We start from the raw sequence: 20,406 nt of genomic DNA, 5'->3' as shown, positions 1-20,406 counted from the left end.
AGAAAAATATGTACACCGAATATCAACCTTGCGGACTATTGTCGGCCTACATTGATAAATATTGGGTATTCAAAGGAAAAACCGAACTCGGCACGTACTTCAAAATATTGCCGGACGGTTGCTGCGACTTTATCTTTTCCATTGGAGACACTGCACAATGTGTCGGCACGAACCAGCCGGTCATGCAACCCTATCGTTGCTTCTTCGTCGGTCCGATGACTACTTTCTCGGAATTGGTCACGAACACGCCGAGCGTTCACATGCTGGGAGTCCGTTTCCATCCTTGCGGGTTAACCGCTTTCTGCAAACCGCCTCTCTCTGAATTTACGAACCAGAGGATAAGCAGCAACGACTTGACGCTTCTCTTTACGGACTCGTTTGCCGAATCATTATGTGAAGCACAGACTTTACAGCAGCAGATTTGCCTGATCGAACGGTTCCTTATCCACCGCCTGAAAGACAACTATGAGATTGATCCTCAGATTCCGTTCGCCGTGCAGCAGATCAATCGCTCGAAAGGGCGTCTCCCGATCCTGCAATTGACGGATGAAATCTGCATTTGCCAACGTCATTTCGAACGCAAATTCAAAGCATATACCGGCTATACTCCAAAAGAATACAGCCGGATCATGAAATTCAGAAACACCATCGACCTGCTGAAAAATTGCGTACCGGACAACCTGCTTACGATTGCCGTTGAAGCGGGCTATTACGACCTCTCCCACTTCAATAAGGAAATCCGGCAGTTATCCGGCAATACACCGGCTTCTTTCCTCTCGATCCCTATCCCCGAAGATGTCTTGCTGACTTACCTGGAATGAAAAAGTCGTTTTTTTACAATAGAGCAGGGCAGTTCCACCCCTACATTTGCACGTAACTAATAAAGCATTGAAATATGAAACTTATGAAAGAAAAAGCAGAACAGTTATTGCAACGTTGCGAGGTTGTGGTTATTACTTCCGTCAACGAAGAAGGGTATCCCCGCCCTGTCCCCATGAGCAAAATCAAATCGGAAGGATATTCCGTGGTCTGGATGGCAACCGGCAACGACTCTCTGAAAACGAAAGATTTCCGTCTGAATCCCAAAGCAGGCTTATGCTATAGCGAAAATGGCAATAGCGTGGCATTAACCGGAGAGGTAGAGGTAATTACCGATGCTGAAATAAAAAAGGAGCTCTGGCAGGAATGGTTTATCGCACACTTCCCGTTAGGACCGGCTGATCCGAATTATGTCCTGCTCAAATTCAAAGGGCAAAAGGCTACGATCTGGATCGATGGGGTATTTATTCACGAATAGCCAGATTCAGATTAGAAATTCTTCTTCTCATCGATAATATATTCCGGACGTGCTTTGATCTCGTCAAACAAGATGCCGATATATTGCCCTAACACACCGACTGTCAGCAATTGGACGCCGCCAAAGAAAATAACGGAGGTCATGATGGAAGTCCAACCTGTTTCAGCATTGCTGAAGCCGTATATCTTGCCTAAGGTAAACCAGACGGCCAGCACGATGCCGACCAATACGGCGATAAAGCCCAAGCTTGTCGCCAGGCGCAACGGTTTCTTGGAGAAATAAAGCATAGCGGTGGTGGCAAACTTCCACATTTTGCTGAACGGGTATTTCGTTTCTCCGGCAATACGTGCCTCTCGTTCATAATAGAAAGGAACCTGCTTGAAGCCTACCCAGCTGATCAGTCCGCGAATATATTTTCCACGCTCCTGAAAACGGTCGAACTGATCCATCACCTTGCGGTCTATCAAGCGGAAATCGCCTGTATCTAACGGGAAATTCACATCACTCATGTAGTTCAGCATACGGTAAAAAGCCTTCGCCGTCACTTTCTTGAAAAGCCCTTCCCCTTCGCGGGACTTGCGGACGCAATAAACCACGTTCGCCTGCTCCTTTTCCTGCAATTCGAGAATGGATGGGATAAGTTCGGGAGGGTCCTGCATATCGGCATCCAGAATGACAGCCAAGTCGGCATCGCAATTGTTGATACCTGCCGTGACAGCCGGCTGATGTCCGAAGTTACGGGAGAAATGGATCACCTTCACCTGCGGATCGGAAGCCGCGATCTCGTCCAGCATCAGACGCGTCCGGTCTCTACTGCCGTCGTTGATATAGATAATTTCCGTTAAAACAGGGAGCTTATGCAACGCCTCCCGTGTACGCCGGTATGATTCGGCAATGACCAACTCCTCGTTATAACAAGGGACTATGACCGCAAGTTTCTTCATCTGCATTTAAGCTTTAAACGTATAAAACTTATTCATGATAAAATTAATCACCGTGTAAAAAGCCATTGCTATCAATTGGTTATAATATGGGTCGATCGACAGGTATGGATTCAGGACATACACTAAAAGCCCCAATTGCAACAGATAACACACTCCGAACACGACACCGAAACGGACGGCACTGCCGATCCATCCAGCCGAACTTCGGAATGTCCATTGCTTATTCCATATAAAACTATTCAATACGCCTGCTACATAACCGACCATATTCGAAACAACATCCGAACATCCGAACAACTTCATCATGATCCAGATGACAACGGCGGTTATCACCGTATTACTCACTCCCACTATACCATATTTAATGGCTTGCTTGACTGTTTCCTCCATTCTTTTTTATAATCTCTTCCACTTCCTCGGCCGACAACTCCTTCACATTCGTGATCGTGAAGACCTGCGAAAGAAAGTTTCCATACTGGTTACATTCGTTGATCACCTTGTCCAGCGCCTGCTTGATATCTGCCCGGACAGGGATCAGGAAAACCAGCTCCATACATTTTTCACCTATTGTCAACCGCTCGATTTCGCAACCCGCCTTTTCCAAGGAATAGGGGAATTCACGTTCAATCACTTTCTTCTGATACTCCAAGAACGGTTTCAGCTCATTCGCCAGGATCAGCACATAAAAACGCAACTTCTCCCCTTTTCCTCCCAAACCGGTAGAGATATAAATCTGCTTCTCGTCCGACAGTTCGGATTCCAGAGCGATACGGCTTTCCATCAAAGCCATATATGCCCAGTCTGCCACATCCGGATCCGGAGCCTGGGCATATTCTTCCAATATCCTGTATGCTTTTACCTGTCGTGAGGTCGCGAGCATAGACAATACATACTTCTTATGTTCCACAGTCGATTCGGGATCATCCAGACTATCCTCGAAAACCGAAAAATCCATTTTCGAGATATCCGGCTTATCCTGATCTTTCCTGATCTTTTCCGAGTATTTAAAATATTCCATCTGCCGTTCTACGGGTACACGCTGTTCTAATATATGGAAATGTCCGTCAATCTTACTAAAAGAGTCCCGGAACTTCTTGAAAATATCATTATCCTCTTTCATAAAGCCTGCTTTTTAGTTTTGTACATATCCAATAAACAAGAAACTAAGACAAATGTAAGGCTTTTTCGCGATAAATAACTTATAGCTGGGATAAAACGCACCAAAATTATTGCAACTTCCCCGGAACCGTTCTTGTTTTAGACTCCGACTCACGCCCCTGCATAAATAAGGAAGCCCAGGCCAATCACAAACAGGACGAACATTCCGGCATTCAGAAAATCCGAAGAACGTGGAGCTCTTCTGAATTCATGCCATATCAGAATCCCCCAAAGTGCGGATACAAGCGTCGCCCCCTGCCCCAAACCGTACGAAATGGCAGCTCCGGCCTTTTCAGAAGCGATCATACTAAAAGACTGCCCGATACACCAGATAACGCCTCCTAATATACCCACCAAGTGTGTCTTGGTATTCCCCTTGAAATAACCGGAGATAGAAACTGGTTCACCTTCCACCGGACGTTTCATAGCGATCGTATTAAACAGGAAATTACTAACAAACACGCCTAAAGAGAAGATAAACACAGCGGTATAAGGTGTCAGCTTGCCCAATGCGGGCTCTGCAAAATTATCCAGATCCATCGAAGCCGCAACAAAACGGTAGAAGAAAGCCATGATCACACCTGCTGCGACAGAAATAAAAAGACCTTTTCCCGACACTTTTTTCGAACCGACCAATGCTTTCTTATAGGCCAGACCGTTCAGCAGGATAGCAACTGCGATCAGAGCTACGCCAATAAAGATATACAAAGGTTCTCCTTTAGCCGCTCCGAAATAATTGACTAATACGCCTAATACCAACGCCAGCCCGATTCCGACCGGAAAAGCTACCGACAGGCCGCAAATTGCAATAGCTGCCGATAATAGGATATTGGCTGCATTAAAAATAATGCCCCCCAGGAAAGCGCTCCCTAACGATCTCATATCAGCTTGTGGCAAATTAAGCAGAAACCCCTGCCCCTCAGAGCCAAAGCTGCCCAACGTAAAAGCGGAAAAAACGGAAAAGAGCAACACTCCAATCACATAATCCCAATAAAAGAACTCATACCGCCAAGTCTTCGAGGCCAGCTTCTGTGTATTTCCCCACGATCCCCAACAAAGCATTGTGACAACACAAAACAGGATCGCCAACGAATAATCTTGTACTATAAACATAACTTCCTTACTTTGAAACAGGTTGATGCATCATATAATTTTCAATAAGAACCGCCATCTCCACCGCCGGCACTTTCTCGATCAGACGAAGGTCCTTACCTTTCCCATCCGGTGTCCAGCTATTGGCTCCTTCATCATTCACGACACGGAACGTTCCGCGCTCCACATTATAATAAGGTTCATACCCTTTGACTGCCACCAGCACAGCCGTAAGATCCCAACTCATCCGGCCATTTGGATCGCCTTCGGCAAAACAGAGCGAATAGGCATCTTTCACAGGACTGTCTTCCACATCCATCTGGACCAGCTTCTTCCCGGTAAAAATCATATTTCCGATTTCAAAACCACTAAATATGATTTCCGTAGGCCATCGCTCTGCCACCACACGGGATGCTGGGGTATCACAATAGACATTAAATTCCTTCCCTTCGGGAAACAAACCTGCCATCGAAACCACCCGTTTCACCTTCTTCGCGACTAAATCACAGCCGGAAAGCGGACTATATTCGTCACCACCGGAAAGCAATAGGTTCTTCAGGTTGGTGAAAAAACCGATCGTACAAACCACAACGCTGCTATCCGGCTGCGTACTCAAAATCCGGCGATAGACCTTCACCGCATCCGAAGCATCCGAGGTTTTTGCCGTTTTATATGGATAACGTGCCGGAAGCTCTTCCGTCCATTTAATCTTATGCCAGGTGGTCAGCGAAACGCCACCCTCGCTTTTCGGAGCACCGACAAGAATGTCCGGTCGGTTGAAATAGGTGTTCAGCACTTCTATGCAGGGTACGACATGCTCGTCCTTATTAGACGAAACAACCGCTAAAATGTTCACTTGCCCACTATCAGCCAACGCGTGCATCAGAGCCATCGCACCGACATCATCATAATCCGGTCCCAGGTCCGTATCCAATATCAGGTTGACAGGCTGCACCGTCGTTTCTTCCGGAGCAGTTACAGCCGATTTTCCGGAACAGGCCGCCAGCAAAGCGGTCAAACAGGTAAAAAGAATCGTTTTTTTCATGTTATTGAATTTATACAAGATTTGATTAATCGAATATATCCACTTCGTTCCGATAAGGAGCTGACGACTGCGCCCCTACACGTGTCACCGAGATAGCCGAAGCCTTACAGGCAAACCGGACGGATTCTTTCAAATTTCGCCCTTCGGACAAAGCGACAGTCAGGGCTCCATTAAATACATCGCCGGCGGCAGTCGTGTCGACAGCTTCTACTTTCAAAGCGGGAACTATCTCGGCTTTTCCGTCGCTACAAATAAGTGCCCCTTTTGATCCCAGCGTAATAATAACATGCTGCACTCCCATTCCCGAAAGGACACGGGCGGCCTCCACCGCTGAAATATCGTCCGTTATCTTCACACCGGTAATCATCTCCGCTTCCGTCTCGTTCGGCGTGATCAAATATAAATGATGGAGCAGATCGGCCGGTAATGGATGTGCCGGAGCCGGATTCAGAATCACTTTCTTCCCCTTTTGCCAGGCGATATCCGCAACAAAGCACACGGTCTCCATCGGGACCTCCAGCTGCATCAGGATCAAGTCAGCCAACTCAATAGCCTCCTCTGCCTTCGCTAGATCGGACGGCAGAAGGTTAGCATTCGCTCCCGAAGCGACGACAATGCAGTTTTCCGCTTTTTCGTCCACCGTGATCAGGGCTACGCCGGAAGGATTCCCGGAATCTGAAAAGACATAAGAGGTATTGATTCCCTCCTCCTCGAAAAGTTGTTGTGACTGGTGACCGAATATATCACTTCCGGTCTTGCATATAAAAGTGACGGAACCACCCAAACGCGCTATCGCCACAGCTTGGTTCGCCCCTTTTCCACCGGGATTCATAAAGAATGTTCCACCCAAAATCGTTTCACCCGGACGAGGCAGATGAGCGGCTTTTATAACCATATCGGTATTGCAACTCCCAACCACCAGGATTTGTCGTCTGGATATTTGTGTTGTGTCCATATTTTATTTCGTATTAAATTATGAATCATTTGCAATGAAGCGTTACAAATATAATATGTATATCGTTTCTTTTTTCCACATAATTCTTTGGAAAAGATAAACCCAAATCTTATTTTTGTAAATAACATATACAAAATATATCTTATAGACAAACAGATAAATTTATGAAACAGGCCACAAAACTCAATCAGGTCATGCTATTGATCAAGTCGCTTTCCAAAGCGGAAAAACGATACATCAGACTCTATACCAACCTGCAAAACGGGGATAAACATTATATGGTTCTATACGACCTGGTATGCGAAGGCTTCTCCGCCGAACAAATATATGAGAAGTTTTGCGGCAAAATGAACGAAAAAAGCTTTGAGATAGCAGCCAAGCATCTTTATCGGGTATTGTTGGATTGCCTCGTCCAATTGAGGGAGAAACAAGACATACAGACGACTATCTTCAATTATATCACAAAGGCTGGCATTCTTTTCGAACGGGAACTTTTCGACAATGCACTTGCCGAATTGGAAAAAGCAAAGAAGCTGGCCGTCACATACGAAAACGATCCACTCCTCCTTCTGATTTACCGTACGGAATTGAAATATCTAAGCACACTCGGTTTCGAAGGCATCAGCGAGAAAGAACTGGTAAGCAAACAAATGCAGATTAACGACGTAATGAAATATGCCCGCAACACGAACCTCCACCTGCAACTATATGATATTCTGAAATACCGCATTACCTATAAAGGGTATGCCCGTTCGAACAAACAGAAAGAGAACCTGAACGATCTTGTTTTAAGCGAACTGAACTTGATCGCCAACCATTCCTACCAGGGATTCGAGGCACACAAACTTCACCTGTTGTTCCAAGCGACCTACTACCTGAATGCCGGAAACTATAAATCGGCGATCCGCTTCTATCAGGAACTGATCGCGCTTTTCGAAGCGAACCGGCATCTAATCCTCAACCCACCGATCTACTACCTGAGCGCCATAGAGGGAGTACTGAACAGCCTGCACGTTGCCGGATTATACCGGGAAATGCCTTTCTTTTTGTCCAAACTGAAAGAAATCAGCACGGGCAACTACCCAACAGAGTTCCTGATGGAAGTACAAGGACGCCACTACCTGTACGAACTCTCGGGATTGCTCAACACCGGACAATTTGACGCGGCAGTGCATCTTACAGAGACCTATACCGATTTTTTTGCTAAGAAAGCAACCATGACCAGACCGGAAACCCAACTAAAACTATCCCTCTATTCTTCCATCCTTTATCTTTGCCTGGGAGAACCGATGAAAGCCCGTAAAAGCATGAAAAACATACTCGGTTCCGGCAAATCCTTCCACACATTGCCGTCCTACAAAACAGCCCGCCTCATCAATCTCCTTATCCAGGCAGAACTAGGGAACTATTGCTTTTTCGCGAACGAAATAAGCTCCATCAAGCGAATGATCGGTTACGAGAAGCAAGTGTATATCACCGAAAAACTACTATTCCGCTTCCTAATGGCCCATCCATTGCCCATCTATAAAAAAGACCAAGAGAAGCTGTGGTCACAATACCAAAAGGATATAATGCGTATCCGGCAAGACAAATACGAAAAACAACTCCTTAAAACTTTCGATTTTACAGCTTGGATCGAGAGCAAACTAACAAACATCCCTCTCCGGGAGATTTTGTCGCGAACAGATTGGTATATATCGGCAAAACAGTAATTCAGGGCATAATATCCGTAATTTATCTACAAAGAGAAAAAGAATACATGCCGACCTTTGTAAAAAAATCAATGCAATAGATTCAAAAATGTGCCGGCTAATACCATTGTTGGTTGCGCATCGGCCAAATCAATACAAAAGATATGAAAAAAATAATAGCATTAGCATTGTTGATGGCTGGAGTCACGGCAATGGAGGCAGGAAACAGGATAATTGAAGAGAATATAATTCAAACTGATAAAAAGAATATAGAAATGGAAGACTTAGAATTGACAAAAGAATGGGACAAGATTTTCCCGAAGAGCTATAAAGTGAATCACAGTAAGGTAACATTTCGCAACCGCTACGGCATCACGCTTGCAGCCGATATGTATACACCAAAGAATATAAACGGGAAAATGGCGGCTATCGCTATATCCGGTCCTTTCGGGGCCGTGAAGGAACAAGCATCAGGCCTCTACGCACAAACAATGGCAAAACGCGGTTTCCTAACCATCGCTTTCGATCCTTCATACACTGGAGAGAGTGGTGGAACACCCCGCTATGTAGCCTCTCCCGACATCAACACCGAGGACTTTTGCGCAGCTGTGGATTTCCTCTCTACACACGATGACGTCGATCCCGAACGCATCGGCATCATCGGTATTTGCGGATGGGGAGGTATGGCACTCAACGCTGCCACGATCGATACCCGCATCAAGGCCACAGTCACTTCCACGATGTACGACATGAGCCGGGTAAACGCAAACGGCTATTTCGACTCCATGAATGCCGACCAGCGCCACGAACTCCGCCGCCAACTCAACGAACAACGTACAATAGACACGAAGAACGGCTCATACGCCCTCACCGGCGGAGTGGTCGATCCACTCCCCGACGATGTCCCCTGGTTTGTAAAAGACTATCACAACTATTATAAGACCGACCGTGGTTATCACAAACGGTCACTCAACTCCAACGGAGGATGGAACAAGACATCGGCTCTTTCGTTCATCAACATGCCTTTACTCACTTACAGCGACGAAAGCCGTAGTGCCGTACTCATGATACACGGCGAGAAAGCCCATTCCCGTTATTTCAGCGAAGACGCATTCAAGAAACTAACGGGTGATAACAAAGAGTTGCTGATCCTCCCCGGTGCCAACCATGTCGACCTTTACGACAACCTGTCAGTAATCCCGTTCGACAAAATCGAACATTTTTTCCATAAATATTTGAAATAACAAAAAGTTTGGAACGATTCAGGAATTTCATCTAAAATAAGCCAAGTAAAAGGTAATGTACAATAAGGCCAAGGACTACTACAAGGCATGGTTCGTCCTTGGCCTTTGTTGGGAAAGGAAGTAAGGTTAAGTCCTGGCAAGTCTCCGGCGTTCGAAACAAGCTCCAAAATACTGGTCCGACCTGTCACCGAAAGCTCCTATACCGGTTGCACGAAAACGATCAATGGCAGGACCTACTATTATTCATAATTTGATACGATAGACGGAGAAACTAAGCGGTCTCAAGTTCACTTCTCCCTGCGGAGCCTCCACCTCAATATCAGAAACGAGCGGGACTACTGTCGAAGGATTACACAACGTGTTTTTAGCTTCCAAGTCGGAAGAATGGAGCAACGTAAGCGTCCCTTTATGCTTACCGGCCGAAAGACCGTTCAAGTTCAACTTAATCCGCTTGTTACGGATTCCGGTATTAGCGACTTTGATGATAAGCTCGTCTGAATGCTTATCGACCGCTGCAGTGGCATACAAATCCAACTGTCCGGTGACCGGTTCGCCCTGCATGGTCAGCGGAACGACGTTCGTACCAGCATTATGACCATATAGCTGCTGCACGTAATAGTTAGGAGTCTTTACCAATGAAAGGTTGTCGAACCAGATCAGATCCGGACGCCACTGCCAAGCATCCACATGAGCAAAAAGCGGGGCATACGTGCATAAGCACACCACATCCGCGTTTCGCTCGAAACCTGTCATAAAAGCGGCTTCACACAAGGCGGTCAGAAAACTGTTCTCGCGGTTGACAGAATGGCAGGCATATTCGCCGGCAAACACTTTCGGTCCTTGGCGGTCGTACGAATCATAGCGTTTGGCTCCGTTCAGGAACCATTCAGGAGAGCGGTAGAAATGTTCGTCCACTAAATCCACTTTCAAGCGCCTCATTTCCGGCCAGAGGTAATCAAAATCCTCCCCTTCCGATTGCGGACCGGAACTACCGATGATCTTTATCTCCGGATATTTAGCCCGAATCGCTTTGACAAACAGTTCGAGACGTTCGGGATAAAGCGGTCCCCACTGTTCGTTGCCGATGGCAATAAGTTTAAGGTTAAAAGGAGCCGGATGTCCCATATCGGCACGTATCTTTCCCCATTCGCTGGTTGCCGAACCGTTAGCAAACTCAATTAGGTCGAGGGCGTCGTCTATATAAGGTTGTAGCTTATCCACCGGACAATTCTCGTTCGGGTCCTGGTTTTCATACTGGCAGGAAAGACCGCAGTTCAACACGGGAAGCGGTTCAGCCCCAATATCTTCACTCAATAGGAAATATTCGAAAAAGCCCAAGCCGCAGGACTGATAATAATCCGGAAACTTTTTGTGCGAGAATGTATAGTTCCATCGATTGATATTGATCGGACGGTTCTCAACCGGACCGACCGTGTTTTTCCACTGGTAGCGGGTAGCCCTGTTCGTTCCCTCCACGATGCAACCGCCGGGAAAGCGGAAGACACCAGGTTTCAGCTCCTTCAAAGCCTGTGCCAAATCAGCACGCATGCCGTTCGGACGGTTGTTGAATGTCTTTTGTGGAAACAATGAAATGTGTTCGAGATCGACAATTCCTTTTGTCACCATCGTGATACGCAGACGGGAACGGGCTTCTGTCGCTCCCGGCGTCAGAACAACCGTATATTTCTTCCATTCCTTGCCGCTCACCTCGATCTCTTTTTGCTCGTACAGGTCATTCCGGCTGTCCACTAGGTTTATACGCAGCTTGACCGGCGCATCGCCGGACCGAGTGCGGGCATATAAAGAGAAGTCGTACTTCTCCCCTTCCCTGATGCCGATCCCATTGAAGCCTTCATTGTCAAGGCCGGTTCCGGTCAGCTCCTTTTCATAAGAAAGGCGGACATAATGCGGATTACGGTCGAAACAGGGCTTCTGGGTCTGCACACTGACATTCCCGAAGGGCGTCCAGCCCCCAAACGGATTTTCAAACTCGAAAGAACGGTTCTTGACAAGTTCGGCATACAGGCCGCCATCGGCTCCGTAATTGATATCTTCAAAAAAGATCCCGTACATGGTCGACTGGATAGGCGCACCTGTTTTCTGCACATCTATCTTAAATTCATTACTTTGTGCCATTAAACCGACAACACCCATGCTAAACAGACACAGGGCAATGGCTTTTTTCATACTTTTTGTCATAGGTATGTGTTTTTCCGTGAATACAAAGATTATTTAGTTACAAATGTACACTAATAAATCCGATTGAAAGAAGACGTATCGTCCGTTTTAGCAGACAAAAAGCCGTTTTATGCTATAAAACATCTTCAAAGTAGCGCATGAATACAAAGAAGAGAGTAATTTTACACACAATTTTGAAACTATATTTACATGAAGAACGAAAGCACGCTGTCTGGCTTAACTGTAGCTAATTTCAGCAAGCAAATAGACGGCAAGGAGACGATGCTATGCATCCTTACAAATAACAAAGGGGCAGAACTTACCATTACCAACTACGGTGCAAAGATTGTATCGCTTATGGTACCGGATCGGTCCGGAAAGTTAACCGATGTAGTAACAGGACACAATTCTATAGACGAATACCTGGTTTCCGAAGAACCTTATTTCGGAGCTATCTGCGGACGATACGGCAACCGTATCGCGGGCGGAAAATTCACATTGGATGGCATTGTGTACGATAAATTGGCTATCAATAATGGGCCGAACAGCCTGCATGGTGGTTTGAAAGGCTTCAATTCCGTAGTCTGGGACCTAAACAAGATCGACGGCCAGACGGTGGAATTGAAATACACGTCTGCCGACGGTGAAGAAGGCTTCCCCGGAAAACTGGATACAACAGTGACTTATCATCTTTCCGATGACAATGAGGTCATAATCACGTATCATGCGGTAACAAACAAACCGACCGTCTTGAACCTGACCAATCACTCCTACTTCAACCTATCCGGCCAAGGTGATCCTTCCGTATATGATCATAAACTGACAATCAATGCAGACTACTATCTGCCGACCGACGAAACGGCTATACCTTATGGTCCGAAAGAAAAAGTAGAAGGAACTCCGATGGACTTTCGTACTCCACACGAAGTGGGCGAACGTATCGATGAAGATTTCGAAGCACTGAATTTCGGAAAAGGATATGACCATACATATATATTAAATAAAAAAGAAGAGAACGAGCTGTCACTCTGCGCCCGTTGCACATCGCCCAAAACCGGCATCGTAATGGAATGCTACACGACACAACCGGGTGTGCAATTATACACAGGTAATTGGATGACAGGCAATTTCGTCGGCAAGAACGGACAACGCTATCCGGCACGTGCCGCCCTTTGTCTGGAAACACAGCACTATCCCGACAGCCCGAACAAACCGGAGTACCCGTCCACCGTCCTACGCCCGGGTGAAACGTTCCAGAGCAAGACAATTTATAAATTTTCTGTCGAATAACAAGTAACAAATTAATAATAACAAAAAAAACATCAATCAATGACTCAACAAAAAAAACAATGGAGTGCCATCATCATCATGATTGCACTTTTTGCTATGATCGCATTCGTGACAAATCTTTGTTCACCAATGGCTATTATTGTAAAGAACGACTTCGGAGCAAGCAATGTCCTTGCCCAAATCGGAAACTATGGTAACTTCATCGCCTATTTGGTAATGGGAATCCCCGCAGGTATGCTGATTGCCAAATATGGCTACAAAAAAACGGCTCTTATCGGCCTAGCCATAGGTATCATCGGTATTTTAATCCAATGGTTGAGCGGTCACGTAGGCAAGGAAAGCGCTTTCTTGGTTTATCTGATCGGAGCGTTTACCAGCGGTTTCACCATGTGTATTTTGAACTGCGTAGTCAACCCGATGCTTAACTTGTTGGGAGGTGGCGGAAACAAGGGTAACCAGCTGATTCAGCTCGGAGGTGTATTCAACAGTACCGCAGCCGTCGCTTGCTACATCTTGATGGGAGCTCTTATCGGTGATGCAGCCAAGGCACATATTGCCGATGCCACCCCTGCTCTGATGATCGCTCTGGCTATTTTTGTCATCGCATTTGTAGTGATCATGTTCACTAAAATCGAAGAGCCCGAACAGGCTCCGGTCGACACAAGTCTAATCAAAGGAGCTTTAAGCCATCGTCATTTTGCTTTGGGCGCCCTGGCTATCTTCTTATATATGAGTGTAGAAGTAGGAACTCCTACCTATATCCTGCAATATCTGACATCTAAAGGCATACCGGCCAGCACCGTCGGCCTTATCGTGATGATGCTTATCGGACGTTTCGTAGGAGCAAGTATCGGTGCCAAAATTTCCAGCCGCGCGATGATCACGACTGTCGCAAGCGCCACTTTGCTGTTAGTGAGCTTCGGAATGTTTTCACCTGAAACGAGTACGGTTGAAGTTCCCGGTATAGATTGGGCTTCATTAAGCGTTATCTGGCAGGAAGTTCCCGTCGGTATTCTGGCATTCCTTCTCGTTGGTCTCTGCACCAGTGTAATGTGGGGTGGTATCTTCAATATGGCGGTTGAAGGATTAGGTAAATACACGGCCATTGCCAGCGGTATCTTTATGACAATGGTGTTCGGTTGCGCCGTAATGGTTGCTATCCAGGGTTGGGTTGCCGATATGACCGACTACATGACCAGCTATTGGGTTGTGCTTTTCAGTGCTGCTTACATTTTATTCTACGCAGCTATCGGTTCCAAACCGTCAAAAAAATCAGAATAAGACTATAAATATGCCAATTCATGAAATTATCCGGTTACCAATAAAGCCGGATAATTTCTTTATTTATAACACATCTAAAAAATTAATATCATGCAACAAAAGATCAGAAATAAATTTCAGGAGTTATTCTCAACAAAAGGTAGCGTATATGCATCTCCAGGCCGTATTAACCTGATTGGCGAACATACCGATTATAACGGTGGTTTCGTATTTCCGGGGGCTATCGACAAAGGCATGATTGCCGAAATCAAACCAAACGGCACAGGTAAAGTTCGTGCTTTCTCTGTCGACCTGAACGACTACGCCGAATTTGGTCTGAACGAAGAAGACGCTCCAAAAGCAAGCTGGGCAAGATATATTTTCGGTGTTTGCCGCGAAACCATCAAACGTGGCGGACAGATCCAGGGATTCGATACCGTGTTTGCAGGCGATGTACCTCTGGGTGCAGGCATGTCCTCTTCCGCCGCATTGGAAAGTACCTATGCATTTGCTTTAAACGACTTGTTCTCCCTGAACATCGACAAATTTGAATTAGCTAAGATCGGTCAATCAACGGAGCATAACTATTGCGGCGTAAACTGCGGTATTATGGACCAGTTCGCTTCTGTATTCGGAAAAGAAGGCAGTTTGATTCGTCTGGATTGCCGTTCACTCGAATATAAATATTTCCCGTTCCATCCGGTCGGTTACAAATTGGTTTTACTGGATTCAGTCGTTAAGCACGAACTGGCATCTTCGGCTTACAACAAACGTCGCCAATCTTGCGAAAACGCCGCCGCCGCAATCCGTCGCAATCATCCGGAAGTCGAATTCCTACGCGATGCGACAATGGATATGCTGAACGAAGTCAAAGGCGACATCAGCGCTGAAGATTATATGCGTGCCGAATATGTGATCGAAGAAGTACAGCGCGTACTCGATGTTTGCGACGCTTTGGAAAAAGACGACTACGAAACCGTAGGCAAGAAGATGTACGAAACACATCACGGCATGAGCAAATTGTACGAAGTCAGCTGCGAAGAATTGGACTTCCTGAACGATGTTGCCAAGAAATGCGGTGTAACCGGCTCACGCGTAATGGGTGGCGGTTTCGGCGGTTGCACAATCAATCTGGTGAAAGAAGAAAAATACGATGCATTTGTAAAAGAAGCATTTGAATCCTACACTGCTAAATTCGGCCACGAACCTAAGTTATATAATGTAGTAATCAGCGACGGCGCACGCAAGCTCGCATAATAAATTAATCATAATTCCATAAAAAAATCATGACAGCCGCTTTTTATCAGAACGAAACCAAATTTTACGTTGCAGTAGATTGTATTATACTCGGATTCGATCAAAAAGAGCTTAATGTATTACTTTATAAACGTAAGTTTGAACCCATGATGGGACAATGGTCTCTGATGGGCGGTTTTATCAAAGCAGGAGAAAGTATAGAGGAGGCCGCCTCACGCGTGCTTACCGACTGTACCGGCATTGATAATCTTTTTATGGAACAGGTAGGTGCTTACGGAGATATTACCCGCGATCTCGGAGAGCGGGTAATATCCGTAGCATACTATTCACTCGTCAATATGAACGATTTCAGTAGCGAAACACTGGAAGAGTATAATGCGGTCTGGGCCAAGGTCAGCGAAGTTCCACAACTTATTTTCGACCATAACCAAATGATCACCGACACATTAGCCCGTCTGCGCAGAAAAGCCGCTACCCGTCCGGTCGGATTCAACCTGCTTCCCGAAAAATTCACGTTACCGCAATTGCAGAACCTGTATGAAGCCATCTACCAGACTCAACTGGACAAGCGTAATTTCCGCAAAAAACTAAATGCGATGGATATTCTGGAGAAGTTGGATGAAAAAGACAAGAAAGGTTCCAAAAGAGGGGCTTTTTATTATATGTTCAACAAAGAAAAATACGACCATCTGCTGGAACAAGGGTTCTATTTCTCCCTATAATAAAAAACATCATTCAACATGCTGACTTTGGCAGATGTGCCGGATATTCCGATCACAAAGTAGCCCAAGCGGAACAGACTTGCGCATTCGGTGTTTCCATGTTCGCAGCCGTAGCACCGTGCATATATGCCAAAATCGAAGACACACAGCGGACTATAGGATAAGGTTTTGCAAAAGAATACCAGTCGAATCATAAAAATCATCTGGCGTATCTTGCTCTCTATGAGAAATATCGGAAATTAGGAAACTTTACAGAAAATGAATTGTTTCATCGATAGGATGGTCATTACGAAGAGATTGCCTATCTTTGCAAAAAATAAAAATAACTCATCACAATGAACGATATTAAATTAATGAACAAAGCAGCGGACAACATCCGTATCCTGGCTGCGTCAATGGTAGAAAAAGCGAAATCCGGTCACCCCGGTGGTGCAATGGGTGGTGCAGACTTTGTGAACGTACTGTTTTCAGAGTTCCTCGTGTATGATCCCAAGAATCCCGCATGGGAAGGCAGAGACCGCTATTTCCAGGACCCGGGGCATATGTCGCCGATGCTTTATTCAGTACTCGCCCTCGCAGGCAAATTCACGATCGACGAACTGAAAGAGTTCCGCCAGTGGGGTAGCGTGACTCCGGGACATCCCGAAGTCAACGTGATGCGTGGTATAGAAAACACATCCGGTCCGTTGGGACAAGGCCACACTTACGCCGTAGGTGCTGCTATCGCCGCCAAGTTCCTGAAAGCACGCCTGGGTGACGTCATGAATCAGACGATTTACACATATATATCCGATGGTGGCATCCAGGAAGAGATTTCTCAGGGAGCCGGACGTATTGCCGGTACACTGGGACTGGACAACCTGATTATGTTTTACGATGCCAACAACATCCAGCTTTCCACAACCGTAGGCGAAGTGACGACAGAAAACGTAGCCATGAAATACGAAGCATGGGGTTGGAAAGTCATCACAATCAACGGAAACGATGTAACGGAAATCCGCCGGGCACTGACCGAGGCGAAAGCCGAAACATCCCGTCCTACCCTGATTATCGGTAACACGATCATGGGTAAGGGTGCTGTGGGTGCTGACAAGAGCAGCTACGAAAACAAGGTGTCTACACACGGACAACCTCTTTCGGCAGCCGGCGTCTCTATCGCAGACACCATTCGGAACTTAGGAGGAAACCCGGACGATCCGTTCCAGATCTTCCCCGAAGTTGCGGAACTATATGCCAAACGTGCTAAAGAATTGGAAGCAATCGTTGCGGAACGCTATGCGGCCAAAGCAGAATGGGCGAAAGCTAATCCGGAACTGGCCGCCAAGATGGATTTGTGGTTCTCAGGCAAAGCACCTGTCATCGACTGGAAGGCTATCGAACAGAAACCGAACCAAGCGACCCGTGCGGCCTCGGCAACCGTCTTAGGCGTGCTGGCAACCCAGGTAGAAAATATGATCGTTTCTTCAGCCGACCTTTCCAATTCGGACAAGACCGACGGCTTCCTGAAGAAAACACATGCATTCGTAAAAGGCGATTTCAGTGGTGCATTCCTTCAAGCCGGTGTTGCCGAACTGACGATGGCTTGCGTATGTATCGGCATGTCGCTCCACGGAGGTGTAATCGTAGCCTGCGGCACATTCTTCGTATTCTCCGACTACATGAAACCCGCTATCCGAATGGCTGCCCTGATGGAACAGCCGGTTAAGTTCGTCTGGTCTCACGATGCCTTCCGCGTAGGCGAAGACGGACCGACACACGAACCGGTTGAACAGGAAGTGCAGATTCGTCTGATGGAAAAGCTGAAGAACCACAAGGGACACAACTCAATGTTGGTATTGCGCCCGGCAGACGTGACCGAAACAACAATTGCCTGGAAGATGGCTATGGAAAACACAGCCACTCCGACAGCTTTGATTTTCTCCCGTCAGAACATCACAGACCTGCCCGCAAAAGGAAACCGCTACGACGAAGCCTTGCAGGCTGAAAAGGGAGCTTATATTGTAGATAGTGACGAAAACCCTGATGTAATCATGGTCGCTTCCGGTTCAGAAGTCTCCACACTGGAAGAAGGAGCAGCATTGCTTCGCGCCGATGGCATCAAGGTCCGCATCGTATCTGTTCCGTCTGAAGGCTTATTCCGCAGCCAAAGCAAAGAATACCAAGAATCTGTCATTCCAACAGGAAGCAAGGTATTCGGGCTTACTGCCGGTCTGCCGGTCAATCTGGAAGGATTGGTGGGTGCCAACGGTAAGGTGTGGGGACTCGAATCATTCGGTTTCTCCGCTCCATACAAGGTATTGGACGAAAAACTCGGCTTCACGGGTCAGAACGTATACAATCAGGTAAAAGAATTATTGAATTAATTTTCAGATTTATGATTTATAATTTATGATTTATGAATAGTTGGTAAATCATAAATCTGAAATTATAAATCATAAATCTCCAAACTCCTCTAACAGATAAATATGAAAACATTAGGTTTATGTAGTGACCACGCAGGGTACGAACTGAAAGAATTCGTAAAACAAATACTCGACTCGAAAGGGTTGGCCTATAAAGATTTCGGAACCGACTCGACTGAAAGTTGTGATTATCCCGATTACGCCCATCCGCTTGCCAAAGCTGTAGAAGCCGGCGAAGTATATCCCGGAATAGCCATCTGCGGATCCGGAAACGGAATAGCCATGACACTCAATAAACATCAGGGAATACGGGCCGCTCTGTGCTGGCAAGAAGAGATAGCACGTCTCGCACGCGAGCACAATAATGCCAACATACTCGTAATGCCCGGCAGATTTATCAGTCAAGAGGAAGCCACTCATACGGTCGAAGCCTTTCTGAGCACCCCGTTCGAAGGCGGTCGGCATCAGCGCAGGATTGACAAAATTCCTTTGTGAAAGCCAATTCCTATTGCCAACGATATGGGATATCCCCACAAAAGTTAAAAAGAGAAACAACTATCATACTATCACTGAGGTTCGTATATTGTTTAAAAACAAGACATTATAGTATGATAGTTGTTGTTTTCAACTATCATTCAACTATCATTCAACGATCTTTTTTGCGCGCGAACAAGGCTGGATTCACCCAATAATCATCGGAGATTAACACAAAGACAAAACCAATTGTAGGGATCAATCCAAAGCCGATAGAGTGATAACCGCTATACTTCTATCATTAAACTATCATATCATAGAGCTTTTGACCTAAGTCGAAAACCTTTTCGACCTTGGGCAAAAAGGCTTTTGACAAGGGGCAAAAAGGTTTTCGACCCAGGCCGATAACAGAAAGAACTATAAGATTAGATTCAATTCACTTTAAATTCTTGTTTTATTGAAAGTTGTAGATATTTATGTATATTCGAGCCGCAGTTCTTGCAGGATTATGGTTAAGCCACCCATACCGACATGAAGATCTTTTAAACCTTAAGGAAACCGCATCATCATTCGTCGCAAACGAATTGCTTTCCACCATTGCTTTTGGGAATCGATAGAGAAAAGAACAAAATCGAACTTTCCAATGATTGCCTCTTCCGAAATAAAACCAAACGACCGGCTATCATGCGAGTTCATCCTGTTATCCCCCTCCATATAATAAAAGCGTTGCTTGGGTATATACTGCGAGCTGCTCTTTCCATCGATATATATTTTCCCATCTTTCTCCATCACTTTCCCTCCGTCACGCAAAATCAACGAACGATAAAGAAGAAGCGTTCGCCGGTCGATCCGAAGAGGCTCTCCTTTTTTTACCACCCGGGTAATTCGCTTGACCAACAACAATTGCGGATCTGCCGGGCTGTTGAACACCGCAATATCCCCCTGTTTAGGTTCGCTGTAACCCGGCAAACGACGATACTCCCAATGATTCTCTTCATCAGCAAGACGCAGAGGGCGTATCCAAGTAAAGACATTCAGCAACGGGATATCCGCCCAACGAGAGGGGAATCGTCCACCATAAGCCAGCTTGTTAATCCAAAGCCGATCTCCGCAAAGCAACGTCGGCTCCATGCTCCCCGAAGGCACAGTACATGGCTCCCCGATCACCATACGGATAAAACAGCATAGCAGCAAAATACCAATAATGAATTTCCCCGTTCTCATTCAACAACAATAGATTTTATGCTTTTCTTTGTACATAGCGCAAATAAAAATCAGTCCCTTTCATACTTAATTTTAAACGATACTTTTTCATTTTTTCACTTCTTAAATAACGTAAGCAATGTCACATCATCGATATTCTCAGCAGGACGCCGATTCAAATAAAACAAACCGGC

The 20,406-nt window shown here is 46.0% G+C and carries 18 protein-coding genes; 10 read left to right on the top strand and 8 right to left on the bottom strand.

What is annotated here, in order from left to right:
* Nucleotides 1–8 precede the first annotated feature (8 nt).
* Together BHV83_RS19085 and BHV83_RS19080 are read left to right on the top strand one after the other, a co-directional pair.
* Nucleotides 9–821, top strand: coding sequence for a helix-turn-helix domain-containing protein (locus BHV83_RS19085; RefSeq protein ID WP_022321759.1), 813 nt, complete (start codon nucleotides 9–11; stop codon nucleotides 819–821).
* A 74-nt stretch (nucleotides 822–895) separates the two neighbouring features.
* Nucleotides 896–1,297, top strand: a complete 402-nt coding sequence (locus BHV83_RS19080) for a pyridoxamine 5'-phosphate oxidase family protein (RefSeq protein ID WP_005638985.1) — start codon at nucleotides 896–898, stop codon at nucleotides 1,295–1,297.
* 11 nt (nucleotides 1,298–1,308) lie between these two features.
* Here the strand turns inward: BHV83_RS19080 and BHV83_RS19075 are convergent, their stop codons facing one another.
* The 6 genes from BHV83_RS19075 to rbsK all read right to left on the bottom strand — a co-directional run bounded on the left by BHV83_RS19075 (nucleotide 1,309) and on the right by rbsK (nucleotide 6,491).
* Nucleotides 1,309–2,241: a glycosyltransferase family 2 protein gene (locus BHV83_RS19075; protein WP_005650082.1), complete on the bottom strand. Its 933-nt coding sequence runs from the start codon at nucleotides 2,239–2,241 to the stop codon at nucleotides 1,309–1,311.
* 6 nt (nucleotides 2,242–2,247) lie between these two features.
* Nucleotides 2,248–2,631, bottom strand: a complete 384-nt coding sequence (locus BHV83_RS19070) for a GtrA family protein (protein WP_005638982.1) — start codon at nucleotides 2,629–2,631, stop codon at nucleotides 2,248–2,250.
* Entirely contained in the window at nucleotides 2,603–3,361 is a 759-nt protein-coding gene (locus BHV83_RS19065; RefSeq protein WP_119215738.1) for a hypothetical protein, read from the bottom strand. The genes BHV83_RS19070 and BHV83_RS19065 overlap by 29 nt, the downstream gene beginning before the upstream one ends.
* Before the next feature lie 149 nt (nucleotides 3,362–3,510).
* A complete protein-coding gene (locus BHV83_RS19060; RefSeq protein ID WP_005638975.1) occupies nucleotides 3,511–4,512 on the bottom strand; it encodes a GRP family sugar transporter in 1,002 nt (333 codons plus the stop codon).
* Between the two features lie 7 nt (nucleotides 4,513–4,519).
* Nucleotides 4,520–5,536: a nucleoside hydrolase gene (locus tag BHV83_RS19055; RefSeq protein ID WP_286757902.1), complete on the bottom strand. Its 1,017-nt coding sequence runs from the start codon at nucleotides 5,534–5,536 to the stop codon at nucleotides 4,520–4,522.
* 25 nt (nucleotides 5,537–5,561) lie between these two features.
* A complete protein-coding gene (gene rbsK / locus BHV83_RS19050) occupies nucleotides 5,562–6,491 on the bottom strand; it encodes a ribokinase (RefSeq protein ID WP_119215737.1) in 930 nt (309 codons plus the stop codon).
* Nucleotides 6,492–6,655: 164 nt separating this feature from the next.
* On the opposite strand from rbsK, the gene BHV83_RS19045 reads away from it, so the two are divergent.
* Nucleotides 6,656–8,203 carry a BT2802 family ribose utilization protein gene (locus tag BHV83_RS19045; protein WP_119215736.1) on the top strand — a complete coding sequence of 516 codons (1,548 nt, stop codon included), beginning with the start codon at nucleotides 6,656–6,658 and terminating at the stop codon, nucleotides 8,201–8,203.
* A 254-nt stretch (nucleotides 8,204–8,457) separates the two neighbouring features.
* Nucleotides 8,458–9,426 carry an alpha/beta hydrolase gene (locus BHV83_RS19040; RefSeq protein WP_286757908.1) on the top strand — a complete coding sequence of 323 codons (969 nt, stop codon included), beginning with the start codon at nucleotides 8,458–8,460 and terminating at the stop codon, nucleotides 9,424–9,426.
* Between the two features lie 243 nt (nucleotides 9,427–9,669).
* Here the strand turns inward: BHV83_RS19040 and BHV83_RS19035 are convergent, their stop codons facing one another.
* Entirely contained in the window at nucleotides 9,670–11,625 is a 1,956-nt protein-coding gene (locus BHV83_RS19035; RefSeq protein ID WP_119215735.1) for an alpha-L-arabinofuranosidase family protein, read from the bottom strand.
* Between the two features lie 189 nt (nucleotides 11,626–11,814).
* Between BHV83_RS19035 and BHV83_RS19030 the strand changes: the two genes are divergently transcribed.
* The 6 genes from BHV83_RS19030 (at nucleotide 11,815) to rpiB (ending at nucleotide 19,030) form a co-directional block, all read left to right on the top strand.
* A complete protein-coding gene (locus tag BHV83_RS19030; RefSeq protein WP_005642560.1) occupies nucleotides 11,815–12,894 on the top strand; it encodes an aldose epimerase family protein in 1,080 nt (359 codons plus the stop codon).
* A gap of 39 nt (nucleotides 12,895–12,933) precedes the next feature.
* Nucleotides 12,934–14,175, top strand: a complete 1,242-nt coding sequence (locus BHV83_RS19025) for an MFS transporter (protein ID WP_286757901.1) — start codon at nucleotides 12,934–12,936, stop codon at nucleotides 14,173–14,175.
* Nucleotides 14,176–14,265: 90 nt separating this feature from the next.
* Entirely contained in the window at nucleotides 14,266–15,411 is a 1,146-nt protein-coding gene (galK, locus tag BHV83_RS19020) for a galactokinase (protein WP_502687973.1), read from the top strand.
* A gap of 29 nt (nucleotides 15,412–15,440) precedes the next feature.
* On the top strand, nucleotides 15,441–16,133 hold the full coding sequence (locus tag BHV83_RS19015) for an NUDIX hydrolase (RefSeq protein WP_005638955.1): 693 nt from the start codon (nucleotides 15,441–15,443) through the stop codon (nucleotides 16,131–16,133).
* Nucleotides 16,134–16,468: 335 nt separating this feature from the next.
* Nucleotides 16,469–18,496 carry a transketolase family protein gene (locus tag BHV83_RS19010; RefSeq protein WP_286757900.1) on the top strand — a complete coding sequence of 676 codons (2,028 nt, stop codon included), beginning with the start codon at nucleotides 16,469–16,471 and terminating at the stop codon, nucleotides 18,494–18,496.
* Between the two features lie 102 nt (nucleotides 18,497–18,598).
* On the top strand, nucleotides 18,599–19,030 hold the full coding sequence (gene rpiB, locus BHV83_RS19005; RefSeq protein ID WP_005638951.1) for a ribose 5-phosphate isomerase B: 432 nt from the start codon (nucleotides 18,599–18,601) through the stop codon (nucleotides 19,028–19,030).
* A 528-nt stretch (nucleotides 19,031–19,558) separates the two neighbouring features.
* Here rpiB and lepB read toward each other — a convergent pair.
* Nucleotides 19,559–20,233 carry a signal peptidase I gene (gene lepB / locus BHV83_RS19000; RefSeq protein ID WP_005642553.1) on the bottom strand — a complete coding sequence of 225 codons (675 nt, stop codon included), beginning with the start codon at nucleotides 20,231–20,233 and terminating at the stop codon, nucleotides 19,559–19,561.
* Nucleotides 20,234–20,406: the final 173 nt, after the last annotated feature.

The sequence above is a fragment of the Parabacteroides sp. merdae-related_45_40 genome (genome assembly GCF_001915675.1).
This window is presented reverse-complemented; position numbering and strand designations above follow the sequence as displayed.